This window comes from Blastococcus sp. OS1-29, from assembly GCF_057628075.1.
This window is the reverse complement of record NZ_JBXXJK010000007.1, coordinates 36,600-49,700: the sequence shown is the minus strand read 5'-3', so window position 1 is coordinate 49,700 and position 13,101 is coordinate 36,600. Positions and strand designations below refer to the sequence as shown.

Genomic DNA, 13,101 nt, shown 5'->3' with positions numbered 1-13,101 from the left:
CGTCGCGCCGACCCGGTCTACGAGGCCTGCTGCGGCGGCTCCCCGCCGATCCGCTTGGTCGCGCGCTCCGCGGCGACCCTGGTCTCGGCCCCCACCTCGGCCATCCTCGACCCTGTCAGCTCTGCCTCCGCGCCGACCACGACGAGCAGGAACTGGGGGGTGCGCCCGGGCCCGAAGACCGGTGCAGCGACCGCGTTGTGCCCTGGGTAGTACTCCCCCAGGCTGGTCGAGTAGCCCCGTTCCCGCGTGGTCGCCAGCTCCTTGCGGAAGGCGCGGGTGTCGGTGATGGACGTGGCCGTGCGGTGCGGCAGCTGGTGGTGCGCCACGAGTTGCTCGACGACGTCCGGAGGCGACCAGGCGAACCACGCCTTCGCGGCGACCGCGCCGGTGAGGGGGAAGGTGGCACCCCGGTCGATGGTCACCCGGATCGGGTGCGAGCTCTCGACCTTGTCCAGGACCTCGAAGTGGTCGGCCTCGTTGAGCGCCATGACGAAGCACCCGAGGCCGATCATGTCGGTCAGCCTCCGCGCCTCCTCGAGGATGAGCGGAAGGGCCTGCGACCGCCCGTCCACGAGGTTGCCGAACTCCGCGAGACGGAGGCCGAGTCGGTAGGTCTTGAGGGCGGGGTCGAGGGAGACCACGAGGCCGTCCTCGAGCGTCTTCAGGATGTTGAAGCACGTCGAGACGTTCAGTCCGGTCCCCCGCGCTATCGCGCTCAGGGTCATCGGCTCGTTGCCGACAGACCTCAGGAACTCGAGGATCGCCAGCGCGTTCTGCACCGCGGGAACCCTCTTGGGCCCAGTGCTCGTCACGATCTCCACCTTCCCACGAGCCCGCCCGACGCCTGCGGCGGACGCCGGTCGGCCGCTGCCGTCACGGGGCACGCGGAGCGCACGGGACCCGCCGCCCGCCGTCCGGGGGGACGACGGGCGGCAGGCCGCGTGATCAGCACCGGCACGGCGAGGCCCCCGTCACCTGCCGAGCCGACGGTTCCTCAGTGGCCGGACGACTTCACGATGGCCGGAGCCGCCTCGAGGACCTCGGCCTCCTCCTGGGCGCTCCAGGAGCCGGCGCCCTCGCGGACCATGTGCTGGATGTTCTCGGAGCCGACGGGCTCCTCCCAGAACAGGGCGCGCATCTGGGCCAGCAGGGGCAGGTCGTGGATGGCGATCATGGTCATGTCCCCGTCACCGGTGTTGACGAAGGAGTGGTCGTGCCACGCGGGGCAGGTGAAGAAGTCACCGGCCTTGAACGGGATCTCCTTGCCGTCGACGGTGGCGATGCCCTCGCCGTCGATCCAGTAGTAGATCGCGACGGAGTTGTGCCGGTGACCCGGCAGCGTCTCGCCCTTGTGGATGCGCTGGACGCCGACGAAGATCATCGGCGATGCGCCGGGGGCACCGTCCCACTGCTGGTTGACCAGCGCGGCGAACCGGCGGTACGCCGGGTAGCGCTTCGGCCGCTTCTTCATTTCCTGCAGGACGTCCTCGATGTCGTCCCAGCGCCACACGCCCGGCGCGGTGTCCGGCTGGACCATCCGCTTGAAGAAGGCGTCCGGGTCCATGATCACCGACCCGGGAGCGACGCCGTCGGCCGACCCTGTCGGCGTGATGACGCCGTCCACCCCCACACCAGCGAACTGTTCCTGCTGCGCCTGGTCCATCGTCGTCATGGTCGGATCCACTTTCTCCATAGGAAATGTGTTCTTCCAGAGAGAAACACCGTGGCCGGATCCCGTCAATGGCTTCCGCGACGCTTTCTGGTCCGTGTCAACGGTGGGGCGCGGGGTCGAGGCCGGCCGTGGTGGCACGGACCGCGACCGCCGCGAGCGCGACCAGCGCCGCGATGACGGCGACCGCCACCTGGGGGGAGAACAGGGACGCGAGGTTGGAGTCCATGAAGGCGGCCAGGGGTCGGGAGCCGAAGAAGCAGACGCCCCAGAGCGCCATGACCCGTCCGCGCAGATGATCCGGGACGGCGATCTGCAGCAGCGTGGTCAGCGAGGTGACGGCCAGGAAGTAGCCCGCACCGGCCCCCAGGAGCAGGGTGCAGCTGAGTAGGAGTCCCGGCTTCCCGGCGACGGCCAGCAGCATGCCCGCGAGGACCGCCATCCCGCACAGCCCCGCGGCCCGGAAGCCGATCCGCGTGTGCAGCGCCCGGATCACCAGCAGGGTCAGCACCGCTCCCCCACCGAAGGACGACGCCAGCAGCCCGGCCGCGAGCTCGGGCCGTGCGCCGGTGAACTGCTCGGCGAGCAGCGGGGCCAGGGTGAGCACGGGGTCGCTGCCGCAGCCGGCCACCCCGATGCCGATCAGGAGGAAGAGTTGCCTGCGGTCGGCGAGCACGTAGCGGAGGCCGGCCGCCAGCCCACGGTCGCCCTCCGCAGGCTGCGGTGCCGCCACCTCCCGTGGTCGCACCACCAGCAGCGCCAGGACCTGGAGCAGGTAGCCCGCCGCGCTGACCGCGAAGACCATCCCGGGACCCTGGGAGGGCAGGAGCAGTCCGGCGAGGGCCGGGCCCACGGCTCGTCCCAGGTTGAACGTCGCGCTGTTGAGCGCGACCGCGGCTCCCAGCGCACCGGTCGGCACGAGGGCCGGGAGGAGAGCCTGCCTCGAGGGATCGGCGAGCGCCGTGCACACGCCGAGGACCGAGCTGACGAGGAGCACCGGCAGCGCGCTCGACACACCCTGGCCACCGGCACCCAGGGCGAGACCGGCCAGCACCGCCACGGCGAGGAACGACACCCCCTGGGCCGCCATGAACAGCCGGCGCCGGTCCAGCCGGTCGGCCAGCGCGCCACCCAGCGGGGCGAGGAACACCGGTGCGGCGAACTGGACGATGCTGACCAGCCCCACCTGGAGCGGGGACCGCGTCAGCTGGAAGACCAGGACGACGGCCGCGATGTTGTAGCCCCACATGCCCACCGTCGACGCGGCGTTGCCCCAGAAGAACGGGGCGAAGTTGCGGTCCCCGAGCAGGGCCGCCGTTCCGGGCGGCCTCGGAAGGCTGTCGGTCACCGGCCGCGCACCGCACCGTCCCGCGTCACGGCGCGGACCCGCGAGCGCTCGGTGATGATCGTTCGCTTGACAGACACGGGACTCCTTGACCAGTCTGAGTTTTCGCGGGAGTGAACATACTTCTCAGCACCGAAAAGAGGGACCGTGGGCGAAGGGGTGTCCGAGGACGACGCCCGGCGGCCCGGGAGCGCGCAGACGGCCGGCGATGCCCGCCCCGCGGTCCCTCCGCCTGCGCCGGGGCGGCGGGCCCTCTGCTTCCGGATCCCGGACGTCGAGAACCCGCCCGACGGGGGGCGACGGACCGTGGCGGCCGGCGGGCGGGCCTTCGTGATCGTGCGCTCGGGCGACGACCGGTTCGCCTGCGAGGACCGTTGCCTGCACGCGGGGGTGCGCCTCTCGGCCGCCATCCAGCGCGACACCGTCCTGGAGTGCCGATGGCACCACTGGAAGTACGACCTGCGCAGCGGCCGAGTCGAAGCCGAGGACTCCCCGTTGGAGTCCTTCACGACCTACCCGGTGCGGGTGGACGGCGACCACCTCGTCGTCGACCTCACGCCACGGACCCGCATCCGGCGCAAGCCCTGGGACCTGGACGAACCCGAACAAGGCAGAGGAGCCACGTGAACGAGGACCTGGTGATCGGTTCCATCGAGCTGCCCGGGGGGCAGGGCTCGGCCACCACGATGACGCCGCGCGACGGTGCGCAGGCACGGGTCATCGTGCTGCCGGGCATCCACGGCCAGACCCCGCACCTGAGGGAGGTGTGCGCACGACTCGGGGAACGCGGCTTCGAGTCCGTCGTCGGCGACTTCTTCTGCGAGGCGTCGCGTCGGGGAGAGGTCAACTCCCCGGCGGATGCGGGGGCGGCCGTCGCGGCACTGGACGACGCCGCGATCGCCGAGGTGGTCGCGGAGCTGGCCGGGGAGCTCTCCGCGGACAAGCCCGTCGCCGTCCTCGGATACTGCATCGGCGCCACCCTCGGGCTGCTCGCCACGGAGCAGTCCGATCGCATCACGGCGACGGTGGCCTACTACGGCGTCCTCCGGCACCGTGGGCCGCTCGCGGCGAAGGGGTCCGACCCGCTCGACTCGCTGGGCACCACGACGACTCCGGTCCTCGCCCACTACGGGACGGTCGACGTCTGGGCGGAGAGCCGGGACGTCGACGACCTCGAGGAGAAGCTGAACGCCTCCGGCGGTCCGCACGGCGTGTACCGCTACCCCGGCGCCGGCCACGCCTTCGAGGAGCCGGGGAGCAGGGGCTTCCGGCCCGTCGCCGCCGCCGAGGCCAGGGGGCGCACCCTCACCTTCCTCGACCACTACCTCCGGCAGGCGGGCTGACGCCGGGCACCGGCTCGTCACGCGCGCTCGGACCTGCGACCGACGCCGTCCCCCCGGTTCGGGGGAGGCCGGTACTGGCGCACCTGAGTAGCGTGGGAGGGGCACCACTCTCATCTCCAGGAGGCACCCCGTCGCCAGCACCCACGGACGCTGCGCGGAAGCGCACCTCGGCTGCCCCTGCCGGGGCGACCAGTCCATCCACGAGGAGCGGTCGGCCGCGATCGCTCAGGCGCGGGCCGAGGGCGGTCAGGCCGTCGAATGCCCCGAGTGCGGGGCGACGACCACGCCGTTGAGCATCGTCACGTGGGGGCACTGCCGCGCCTGCCGGACGGCGCAGTCCCGGGAGATGTACCCGCTGCGCTGGTGATGCCGGGAGTACCACCGCGCCGTCGGACGTTCGCACGGGCATGACCACTGCGAGCTGGAACGGCGTCGTGATCGCCGAGTCCGACGACATCGTCACCGTCGAGGGCAACGCCTACTTCCCCCGGGACACCGTCCGCGAGGACGTGCTGCGACCCTCCGACCACCACACCGTCTGCCCCTGGAAGGGCACCGCGTCCTACTACGACCTCGAGGTCGAGGGCGCCGTCAACAAGGACGCCGTCTGGTACTACCCGACGCCCAAGGACGCGGCGAAGGAGATCACCGACCGCGTCGCGTTCTGGCACGGGGTCGAGGTCCGCTGACCTAGCGACCGGGGCGACTTCCGGCCAGCTCACGGGCCGCGGCCGCGGCGTCGGCGTCCAGCTGCTCGGCGACGGCGTCGTTGAAGGACTCCCACGCGACGTCCGCGGGGACTCCGAGGGCCTCGCCGATCTGGTCCCAGCTCGCTCCCCCGCGCAGGGCTGCGCGGATGCCGATCAGCTGGCTGTCGTGCGCCTTGCGGGCGACCACCTCGCCGAGGGCGAGCAGCTCGAGCGCCTCGTAGGTGTCCAGCGAGGTGTCACGGAACGAGGTCCAGCCGTTCTCGTCTTCGTCACGGACGGTGTTGAGCGTGGTCTCGCCGTTGTCGCGGCGGCTGAGGAAGTCCAGGCGGGTGGCGGCCGTGGTCAGGGTGAACTCCGGCGCCAGCGCCTCGGGGGTGATGCTCATGCCCTGAGACTTCCCCGCTGGCGAGGGTCGGCAAAGCTCCCACCCCGTGTGAGACATCTGACGGGGGCGTCCTGCGCGCGGCGCTACGCAGAGCGCACGGAGGCCCGCACCCCGGTGGGATGCGAGCCTCCGTTCGGAGCTGTCTGCGTCAACTGCTGACGCCGACGGCCTCCTTGGCCAGCTCGGCCAGCTGGGTCTGGGCGGCGCTGGCCACGTTGGACCGGTTCTTGTGCGCCTCCTCGTAGTGGATGACCACGTGGAGGTCGTGCGGCGTCTTCAGGCCCTTGATGGCCTTGATCGCGTCGGCAACGGCGAGATTGTCGTAGTTCTTGATCGGCAGCTCGGCGGCGGACACGTCGCCGAGCTCCTCGCGGGCGGACTTGGCGGCCTTGGCCGCAGTCCGGTTGCCCTCCCGGTTGGCGACCTGCTCGGCGCGGCGCAGCGTGGCGCTGCGCCCGGCGGTCAGGGTCTCGCGGACGGCGTCGGTCAGGGCGGAGGCCCGCTCGGTGACGGCGCTCAGGCGGTCACCGGTCTCCTCGCCGGCCTGCTTCACGGTGTCGACGGCGTTGTTCACCGTGTTCGCCCAGAAGCGGACCGGAGCGTTGACGGCGCGGGCGACGCCACCGGCGACCTTCTGCACCGGGGTGGCGACGAGGGCGGCCGGACCACCCATGGCCTCCTCGGCGAGCACCACGGTCAGCCACTCCACGGTGGCCTCGTGCGCGGCGATCAGCTTCTCGGCGAGCCGGCGTACGTCGGCCTTCTTCGCCTGGTCGGCCAGCACCTTGAGGTAGGTGGCGCGGTCGAGCAGCTGGTGCTCGAGCTGCAGGTCGGTGAGCAGCGCCTCCTCGATCGGGGCGGCCTGCTCGAAGGTGGCCTTGAGGATCGCCGAGAGCCGGCCGATGGTCGGGGTCAGCACGTCCGGGACACCGCCGATGGCGCGCAGCGCCTCGGTGATCTCGAGCGAGCGGGCCGCCGCGTTGTCGGCGTTCTGGGTGAGCTCGCGACGGACGGCGTCGGTACGTGCCTGCGAGATCCGCGTCCGAGCGACCTGCTCCTCGGTCTGCGTGAGCAGGGCGAGGGCGCGCAACTGGTGGATGAGCTTGTTGTTGTCGGTCATGACGAAGAAACAACTCCAGAGATCGGGGATGACCTGACGAGGTCTTCATGCCCCGCCCAACCGCATTGCTAACTCCTGCAAGCAGATTGCTAGCAGTGAGCCTCGTCACGCGAGCCTCGCCGTAGAGCCTCGAACCTCACGCTGCAGCGCGAGGTCGGGGGCCATACCGCGAGGTTCGTTGGGTCAGTCGGACGGCGGGCGATACTCCTCCGCCAGGCCGAGCACCTCACCCAGGGCGTGCAGCTCGGCCTCGAACACCGGCTCGGCGTCGTCGAGGGCGAAGCGCAGGTGCCCGAAGGCCTCCATGCAGACGGTGCCGTACAGCCGGATCCAGCAGGAGAGGAAGACGTGCATGACCCCGAGCGGCAGCGGCACGGGCAACGTGTCGCACCAGAGCCGCAGCTGCTCCTGGTAGGCGGGGTCGAGCTCGTCGTCGGCCGGAATGGGGAAGCCCCGCTCCAGGTAGATCTGCGCGATCAGGACGCCGAACGTCTCGCCGAACCGCCGCGCCGCTCCCCCGGCCGGCCCCTCCTTCGCCTGCTGCGCGGTCGTCCCGATGCTCTCCGCGGGGCTGCCGAACAGCAGGTTGAACTCGGCGTGGTGGGTCAGCGCCCAGGTGCGGAACCGCCGGCTGAGGGTCATGAGCTGGGCGCCGGGCGTCGCCGGCTCCGTGGCGTCACGGGCGGCCTCGAGGTCGTCGACCAGCTCGGCGTAGAGGTCGGCCACCACGTGCTCGACGAGCTCCTCGCGGCTGGCGAAGTACCGGTACAGCGCGGGCGCGGTCATGCCCATCCTCCGGGCGACCGCCCGCAGCGCCAGCCCGTCGACGCCGTGCTCGACCAGTACCCGCCGGGCGGTCGCCTTGATCTCGCGGACCGTGTCGACACGCGCCTGCTCACGCCTGCTCAGCGGTTCCTCGACCGGCTCTGCCATGACTCCGCGCCCGCCCCCTTGACAACCGTGAACGGTGTTAGCAAAGTGACCGCCGTTAGCTAACGCCGTTCACCATTCGACCACGCCAGCACGGGAGACGCCATGTTCGAGGCCCTCGGCCGAGTGATGTACCGCCGCCGCCGCTGGGTGGTGGCGGTCGCGGTCGTCTTCGTGGTGTTCGCCGGAGTGTGGGGCACCGGCGTGTTCGGCGCGATGACCGGCGGCGGGTTCGAGGACCCGAACAGCGAGAGCTCGAAGGCCGCGGCCGTCGCCGAGCAGGCGCTGGGCCGCAGTTCCTCCGACGCCGTCGTCCTCTACCGCAGCGACGACCTGACCGTCGACGACCCGGCCTACCGGAGCGCGGTCGCCGACTCCCTCGCCGGCCTTCCCAAGAAGATGTTCGCGAAGCAGACGACCTTCTGGTCCACCGGCTCTCCCGCGCTGGTCAGCACCGACCGGCACGAGACCTACGCGGTGCTCCAGTTCGCCGACGGGGTGAACGACGAGGACGCCATCGCGACGGTCCGGGACCAGGTGCACGCGCCGGGCCTGGAGACGCAGATCGGCGGCAACGCGGTCGTCAACCAGGACATCAACTCGCGCGTCAGCTCCGACATCGCGCGCGCCGAGACCATCTCGATGCCGATCCTGCTCGTGCTGCTCGTCTTCATCTTCGGCAGCTTCGCGGCCGCATCGCTGCCGCTGGCCATCGGTGTGACGGCGATCCTCGGGGCGTTCACCGCGCTGCGGACGTTCGCGCTGTTCACCGACGTCTCGATCTTCGCGGTCAACATCGTCACGATCACCGGCCTGGGCCTGGCGATCGACTACGGGCTGTTCATCGTCAGCCGGTTCCGCGAGGAGATCCGGCGCCAGCCGACCGTCGAGGCGGCGCTGGCCCGCACCATGGCCACCGCCGGCCGCACGGTCGCCGTCTCGGGCATCACGGTGGCGATCTCGGTGGCCGGCCTGCTGATCTTCCCGCAGGTCTTCCTGCGCTCGATGGGCTTCGGCGGCATGAGCGCGGTGCTCATCGCCATGATCGCCGCCCTCACGCTCCTGCCGGCACTGCTGGCGATGCTGGGCCCCAAGGTCGACGCGCTGTCGGTGCGGCCGTGGCTGCGCCGGCTGGTGCGCCGCCCGGTGGCCGCCCCGGCCGGCAGCGACTCCGGCGCCTTCGCCCGGATCGCGCACAGCGTGATGCGCCGTCCGGTCGTGTACGCGGTGGTGGTCATCGGCGTGCTGGTGGCCCTGGCGCTGCCGTTCCGCAACGTGCAGTTCGGCGGGATCGACGTCCGCGTGCTGCCGGCCGACCAGGAGAGCCGCATCGTGTCGGAGACGATCGACCGCGACTTCCCGCCCAGCCAGCAGGGCCCGATCACCGCGATCGTGACGCTGCCCGAGGCGGTCGCCTCACCTCCCGGACGGGCCGCGCTGCAGTCCTACGTCGGCGCGGTCGCGAACGTGCCCGGTGTTCAGGGCGCGACGGTGACCGGCGCCGCCGGCGACACCGCCCGCATCTCGATCACCCACCGCGGCGACCCCGTGGACAAGGCGGCCCGCGATCTCGTGCAGGCGGTGCGCGACGTGCCGGCACCCGACGGCGCCCGCGTGCTGGTCGGCGGTCAGAGCGCGGTCCTCGCCGACCTGCTGGCGAGCCTCGGCCACCTGCTGCCGTGGATGGCGCTGATAGTGGGGGCGACGACGTTCGTGCTGCTGTTCCTGGCGTTCGGCTCGGTCGTGCTGCCGGTCAAGGCGGTGTTCATGAACGTGCTGTCGCTCGGCGCGTCGTTCGGCGCCCTGGTGTGGATCTTCCAGGAAGGCCATCTCTCGGGGTTCCTGGACTTCACGCCGACAGGTTTCGTCGAGGCGACCCAGCCGATCCTGGTGCTGGCGATCGTGTTCGGGCTGTCGATGGACTACGAGGTCTTCCTGATGTCCCGGATCCGCGAGCAGTACGACCTGACCGGCGACAACACCGCGGCGGTCGCGACCGGGCTGCAGCGGACCGGCGGGATCATCACCAGCGCGGCGCTGCTGCTGCTCGTGGTGATCGGCGCGTTCTCGCTGTCGGGCATCACCTTCATCAAGATGATCGGCATCGCGATGCTGATCGCGATCGTGGTCGACGCGACGATCGTGCGGATCCTGCTGGTGCCCGCGACCATGCGGCTGCTGGGCCGGGCGAACTGGTACGCGCCGGGCCCGCTGCGCGGGCTCTACGCCCGGTACGGGATCCGGGAGTCCGACGGCGACGCGACGGCCGAGGCGGGCCGCGAACTCGCTCCCGCCCACTGACGGCAGGGGGACTTCGTGTACACGAAGTCCCCCTGGGGTGGTCAGACGGCGGCGGGCTCCTGCTGGGGCACGCGCGGCCGGGGCACCGCGTGGCGGAGCCGGAGGACCGGCTGGGTGTCGTCGTTCTCGAAGACGGCCGCCAGGGGAACGCGGCGGGCGGGGAGCTGGGACGGCGGCATGAGCTTCCCGCAGCCGACGCAGTACCGGCCGCGCTGCTCGACGGCGTTGCAGTGCGCGCACGACGACGACATGGTGCCTCCTCGAACTCGTCCCCCGGGTGGGTCCGGCCGCAGGATGACAGGTCGGGACGACGAAACTGGCGAGTTTCGTACCCGTGGGACGTGCCGTAACCCGACTGTCACATGGGCAGGCGGTCGAGGAAGCCCACCTGGCCCTTGACCAGCTTGGTGCGCGCCTCCGCGACGGGGAACCAGGCGGCGCGGTCGATCTCCGGGAACTGCTGGATCCGGCCGGAGCGCGGCGGCCACTCGAGCTCGAAGGTGTTGCTCACGCACGAGCCGGCGTCCAGGTCGCCCTCGGCCGCCCAGACGGTGAGCACCTTGCTGCTCGTCGTCCGCAGCTCCCCGAGCGGCACGAAGTCGGACGCCGGCACCGCCGTCCCCAGCTCCTCCGCGAACTCCCGCAGGGCAACCGCGAAGGGGTCCTCCCCCGGCCCGTACTCGCCCTTGGGGATCGACCAGGCGCCGTCGTCCTTCTTCGCCCAGAACGGGCCGCCCATGTGCCCGATCAGCACCTCCGGGCCGGCGTCCGCACGACGCCACAGCAGGATCCCCGCGCTCGTCCTCACCGACGGAGCATCACAGGTGCGCGAGCGCGTCCCGCAGGTCGGTGACGTCGGCGTACTTCGCGTCCAGGTCGGCCAGGTTGTTCTCGTGCAGCGCCGGGGTGCGGTCGGCGCACGCATCGGCAACCACCTGGGGCCGGAAGCCCGCGTTGAGCGCGTCCATCGCCGTGGCCCGCACGCAGCCCGACGTCGAGACCCCGGCGACGACCACGGTGTCCACCCCGGCGGCCTGCAGGGTGGACACCAGCGACGTGCCGAAGAAACCCGAGGCGTACTGCTTGGTCAGCACGGGTTCCCCCGGCGCCGGGGTCAGCGTCAGCTCGCCCCAACCCCCGGGTGCACCGTCGGCGAAGCAGGCCAGGGCCGGCACCTTGCGCACGAACAGGCCGCCGTCCTCGAGCCCGGGCGCATACCGGACGGCGGTCCAGATGACCGGGTGCCCGCCGGCCCGGGCGGCGTCGACCAGCGCCCGCGTCGCCGCCACCGCCGGGCCGCTGTCGGGCAGCCCGAAGGGCCCGGCCGGGTCGGTGTAGGCACGCACCAGGTCGATGACCAGCACCGCGGGCGTCGTCCCCCAGCCGACCCGGCCGGAGAACGCCGACCCGTGCGGCCCGCTCATCCGACCCAGACCGGCCGCTTCGGTGCCGGCAGCCCGGTCTCGGCCTCGCAGTTGGCCAGCAGCTCCTCGATCGGCGGACCCATGTCGAACACCGGCAGGTCGGCCGGCCGGTCGGCGCGCATCTGGTCGCGCAGGGTCTCGGTGGCCTCGGCCTCGACGGTGCCGTCGTCGGCCACGCAGACGCCGTACCGCTTGGCTCCCTCGGTGGTCACCAGGCCGCGGCGCACCTCCTTGGCCACCAGCTCCGGGTCCCGCTCGAGCGGATCGCCCCACCCGCCACCGCCCCAGGTGACGAAGTGCAGCACGTCGCCCGGCGAGACCGGCACGTCGTGGCACTTGCTCGGCAGCACCTGGCGGGTGCCGTCGGCGCGCTCGACCCACTTGGTGCCGCGCGCGCCGGGGTGCCCGCCGTTGACCCCCCACGGATAGGTGAGCCAGCGGTCGTCGTGGATGGCGATCGTGCCCGGCTCCTCGAAGACGTAGGCGACGTCGACGCCGTTGCCGCCGCGGTGCAGGCCCGCGCCGCCGGTGTCGGCGACGGTCTCCCACTTCTCGATCCGCAGCGGGTAGTACGACTCGAGGTACTCGCAGGGGATGTTCACGAACGAGGGCCACAGCGAGTGGCCGTCGGGCCCGTCGCCGAGCGGGCGGCCGGGGATGCCGCCGAACCCGATCGAGTACAGCTGGAACCACTCCCCCTTCCGCTCACCGTCGGAGTAGAAGCCCGAGTACATGAAGTGCGGCGACGACGAGAACCCGGCGGCGTTGAGCAGCGCCGGATTGGTCTGCCCGAGCAGCCCGCCGAACAGGTCGAAGACCCGGCCGATGCCGTGGTTGCGGCCGCTCAGCGCCGCCGGGAACTTCGGCTTCCAGTACGAGCCGTCGGGGATCACGACGTCGACCAGCGGGTAGAAGCCGTCGTTCCAGAGGATCTGCGGATCGGCCACGGTGATCATGTAGATCCCGAAGAACATCCGGGTCAGGTTCTCGTTGATGTAGTAGTTGATCGGCCCCGCGGCCTGCGGTGAGGACCCGGTGAAGTCCAGCGTCACCTTGTCGCCGACGCGGGTGAGCGAGAGCTTCAGCTCGTAGGGGCCGTTACCGATGCCGTCGTCGCAGATGTAGTCGGTGAACGACAGCGTCCGGCCCTCCTCGAACACCATCCCGAGCAGCACCTTCATGGCGTCGTAGTTGCGCTGCAGCAGGGCGTCCAGCGCCGAGAGGTAGGTGGCGGTGCCGAACCGGTCACACATCTCCACCACCCGGCGGGCGGCGGTGCGGCAGGCGGCGACCAGGCCGTTGAGGTCGGCACGGTTCCAGTCGGGCTTGCGCACCTGGTTGAGCACGATGCGCAGCGCGTCCTCGTTCAGCTTCCCCTTCGAGTACAGCTTGAAGGGCGGGATGATGACGCCCTCCTCGAAGATCGTCCGGGCGTCGGTGGGCATCGACGACGGCGTCTTGCCGCCCACGTCGGACATGTGCCCGAACATCGCCGCCCAGCCGACGACCCGGCCCGCCTCGAAGATCGGCACGACGACCAGCCAGTCGTTGGCGTGGCTGATCGCGGCTCCGCAGGCGTAGGGGTCCGACGTCAGCAGGACGTCGCCCTCCTCGATCGTGTCGTCGAACCCCTCGAGGAAGTCGGGGATGGAGAGCCCGAACTGGCCGACCACCATCTTGCCGTCCGGGTCGGCGATCAGCGGGAACTCGTCGTGCTGCTCGCGGATGCCCGGCGACAGCGCCGTCCGGAAGAGCACCTCGTCCATCTCGTAGCGGGCGTTGCGCAGCCCGTTCTCGATGAGGTCGAGGGTGACCGGGTCGACGTCCCCCTTCTCGATCGTGCCGGTCGCGGTCTCGATGATCTGCGCCATTCC

At 71.3% G+C, this 13,101-nt stretch carries 14 protein-coding genes; 4 read left to right on the top strand and 10 right to left on the bottom strand.

What is annotated here, in order from left to right; genetic code table 11:
* Positions 1 to 17: 17 nt before the first annotated feature.
* From AC2H4J_RS18030 to AC2H4J_RS18020, 3 genes are all read right to left on the bottom strand, one after another.
* Positions 18 to 812, bottom strand: a complete 795-nt coding sequence (locus tag AC2H4J_RS18030; protein ID WP_487466268.1) for an IclR family transcriptional regulator — start codon at positions 810 to 812, stop codon at positions 18 to 20.
* Between the two features lie 182 nt (positions 813 to 994).
* The gene (locus tag AC2H4J_RS18025) at positions 995 to 1,672 is read right to left on the bottom strand and encodes a cupin domain-containing protein (protein WP_487466267.1); all 678 of its coding nucleotides are present in this window, start codon (positions 1,670 to 1,672) and stop codon (positions 995 to 997) included.
* Positions 1,673 to 1,769: 97 nt separating this feature from the next.
* Positions 1,770 to 3,017, bottom strand: a complete 1,248-nt coding sequence (locus AC2H4J_RS18020; RefSeq protein WP_487466266.1) for an MFS transporter — start codon at positions 3,015 to 3,017, stop codon at positions 1,770 to 1,772.
* A gap of 144 nt (positions 3,018 to 3,161) precedes the next feature.
* On the opposite strand from AC2H4J_RS18020, the gene AC2H4J_RS18015 reads away from it, so the two are divergent.
* The 3 genes from AC2H4J_RS18015 to AC2H4J_RS18005 all read left to right on the top strand — a co-directional run bounded on the left by AC2H4J_RS18015 (position 3,162) and on the right by AC2H4J_RS18005 (position 5,046).
* The gene (locus AC2H4J_RS18015; protein ID WP_487466265.1) at positions 3,162 to 3,641 is read left to right on the top strand and encodes a Rieske (2Fe-2S) protein; all 480 of its coding nucleotides are present in this window, start codon (positions 3,162 to 3,164) and stop codon (positions 3,639 to 3,641) included.
* Positions 3,638 to 4,357 (top strand): dienelactone hydrolase family protein, encoded by a 720-nt coding sequence (locus AC2H4J_RS18010; protein WP_487466264.1) that lies wholly within the window; start codon positions 3,638 to 3,640, stop codon positions 4,355 to 4,357. Before AC2H4J_RS18015 ends, AC2H4J_RS18010 begins: the two co-directional genes overlap by 4 nt.
* 407 nt (positions 4,358 to 4,764) lie before the next feature.
* On the top strand, positions 4,765 to 5,046 hold the full coding sequence (locus AC2H4J_RS18005; protein WP_487466263.1) for a DUF427 domain-containing protein: 282 nt from the start codon (positions 4,765 to 4,767) through the stop codon (positions 5,044 to 5,046).
* Position 5,047: 1 nt separating this feature from the next.
* On the opposite strand, the gene AC2H4J_RS18000 is transcribed toward AC2H4J_RS18005, so the two are convergent.
* The 3 genes from AC2H4J_RS18000 to AC2H4J_RS17990 all read right to left on the bottom strand — a co-directional run bounded on the left by AC2H4J_RS18000 (position 5,048) and on the right by AC2H4J_RS17990 (position 7,505).
* A complete protein-coding gene (locus AC2H4J_RS18000; protein WP_487466262.1) occupies positions 5,048 to 5,452 on the bottom strand; it encodes a hypothetical protein in 405 nt (134 codons plus the stop codon).
* Positions 5,453 to 5,600: 148 nt separating this feature from the next.
* Positions 5,601 to 6,572, bottom strand: a complete 972-nt coding sequence (locus AC2H4J_RS17995; protein ID WP_487466261.1) for a ferritin-like domain-containing protein — start codon at positions 6,570 to 6,572, stop codon at positions 5,601 to 5,603.
* Between the two features lie 183 nt (positions 6,573 to 6,755).
* Positions 6,756 to 7,505 (bottom strand): TetR/AcrR family transcriptional regulator, encoded by a 750-nt coding sequence (locus AC2H4J_RS17990; RefSeq protein ID WP_487466260.1) that lies wholly within the window; start codon positions 7,503 to 7,505, stop codon positions 6,756 to 6,758.
* A gap of 102 nt (positions 7,506 to 7,607) precedes the next feature.
* Here AC2H4J_RS17990 and AC2H4J_RS17985 point away from each other — a divergent pair, with 102 nt between their 5' ends.
* Complete coding sequence (locus tag AC2H4J_RS17985) at positions 7,608 to 9,803, top strand: MMPL family transporter (protein ID WP_487466259.1); 2,196 nt, start codon at positions 7,608 to 7,610, stop codon at positions 9,801 to 9,803.
* A gap of 41 nt (positions 9,804 to 9,844) precedes the next feature.
* Here AC2H4J_RS17985 and AC2H4J_RS17980 read toward each other — a convergent pair whose 3' ends face one another.
* The 4 genes from AC2H4J_RS17980 to AC2H4J_RS17965 all read right to left on the bottom strand — a co-directional run bounded on the left by AC2H4J_RS17980 (position 9,845) and on the right by AC2H4J_RS17965 (position 13,098).
* Positions 9,845 to 10,054 carry a hypothetical protein gene (locus AC2H4J_RS17980; protein ID WP_487466258.1) on the bottom strand — a complete coding sequence of 70 codons (210 nt, stop codon included), beginning with the start codon at positions 10,052 to 10,054 and terminating at the stop codon, positions 9,845 to 9,847.
* Between the two features lie 107 nt (positions 10,055 to 10,161).
* Positions 10,162 to 10,611 (bottom strand): NUDIX hydrolase, encoded by a 450-nt coding sequence (locus AC2H4J_RS17975; RefSeq protein WP_487466257.1) that lies wholly within the window; start codon positions 10,609 to 10,611, stop codon positions 10,162 to 10,164.
* A 10-nt stretch (positions 10,612 to 10,621) separates the two neighbouring features.
* On the bottom strand, positions 10,622 to 11,227 hold the full coding sequence (locus AC2H4J_RS17970; RefSeq protein ID WP_487466256.1) for an isochorismatase family protein: 606 nt from the start codon (positions 11,225 to 11,227) through the stop codon (positions 10,622 to 10,624).
* Entirely contained in the window at positions 11,224 to 13,098 is a 1,875-nt protein-coding gene (locus tag AC2H4J_RS17965) for a hydantoinase B/oxoprolinase family protein (protein ID WP_487466255.1), read from the bottom strand. Before AC2H4J_RS17965 ends, AC2H4J_RS17970 begins: the two co-directional genes overlap by 4 nt.
* Positions 13,099 to 13,101 lie beyond the last annotated feature (3 nt).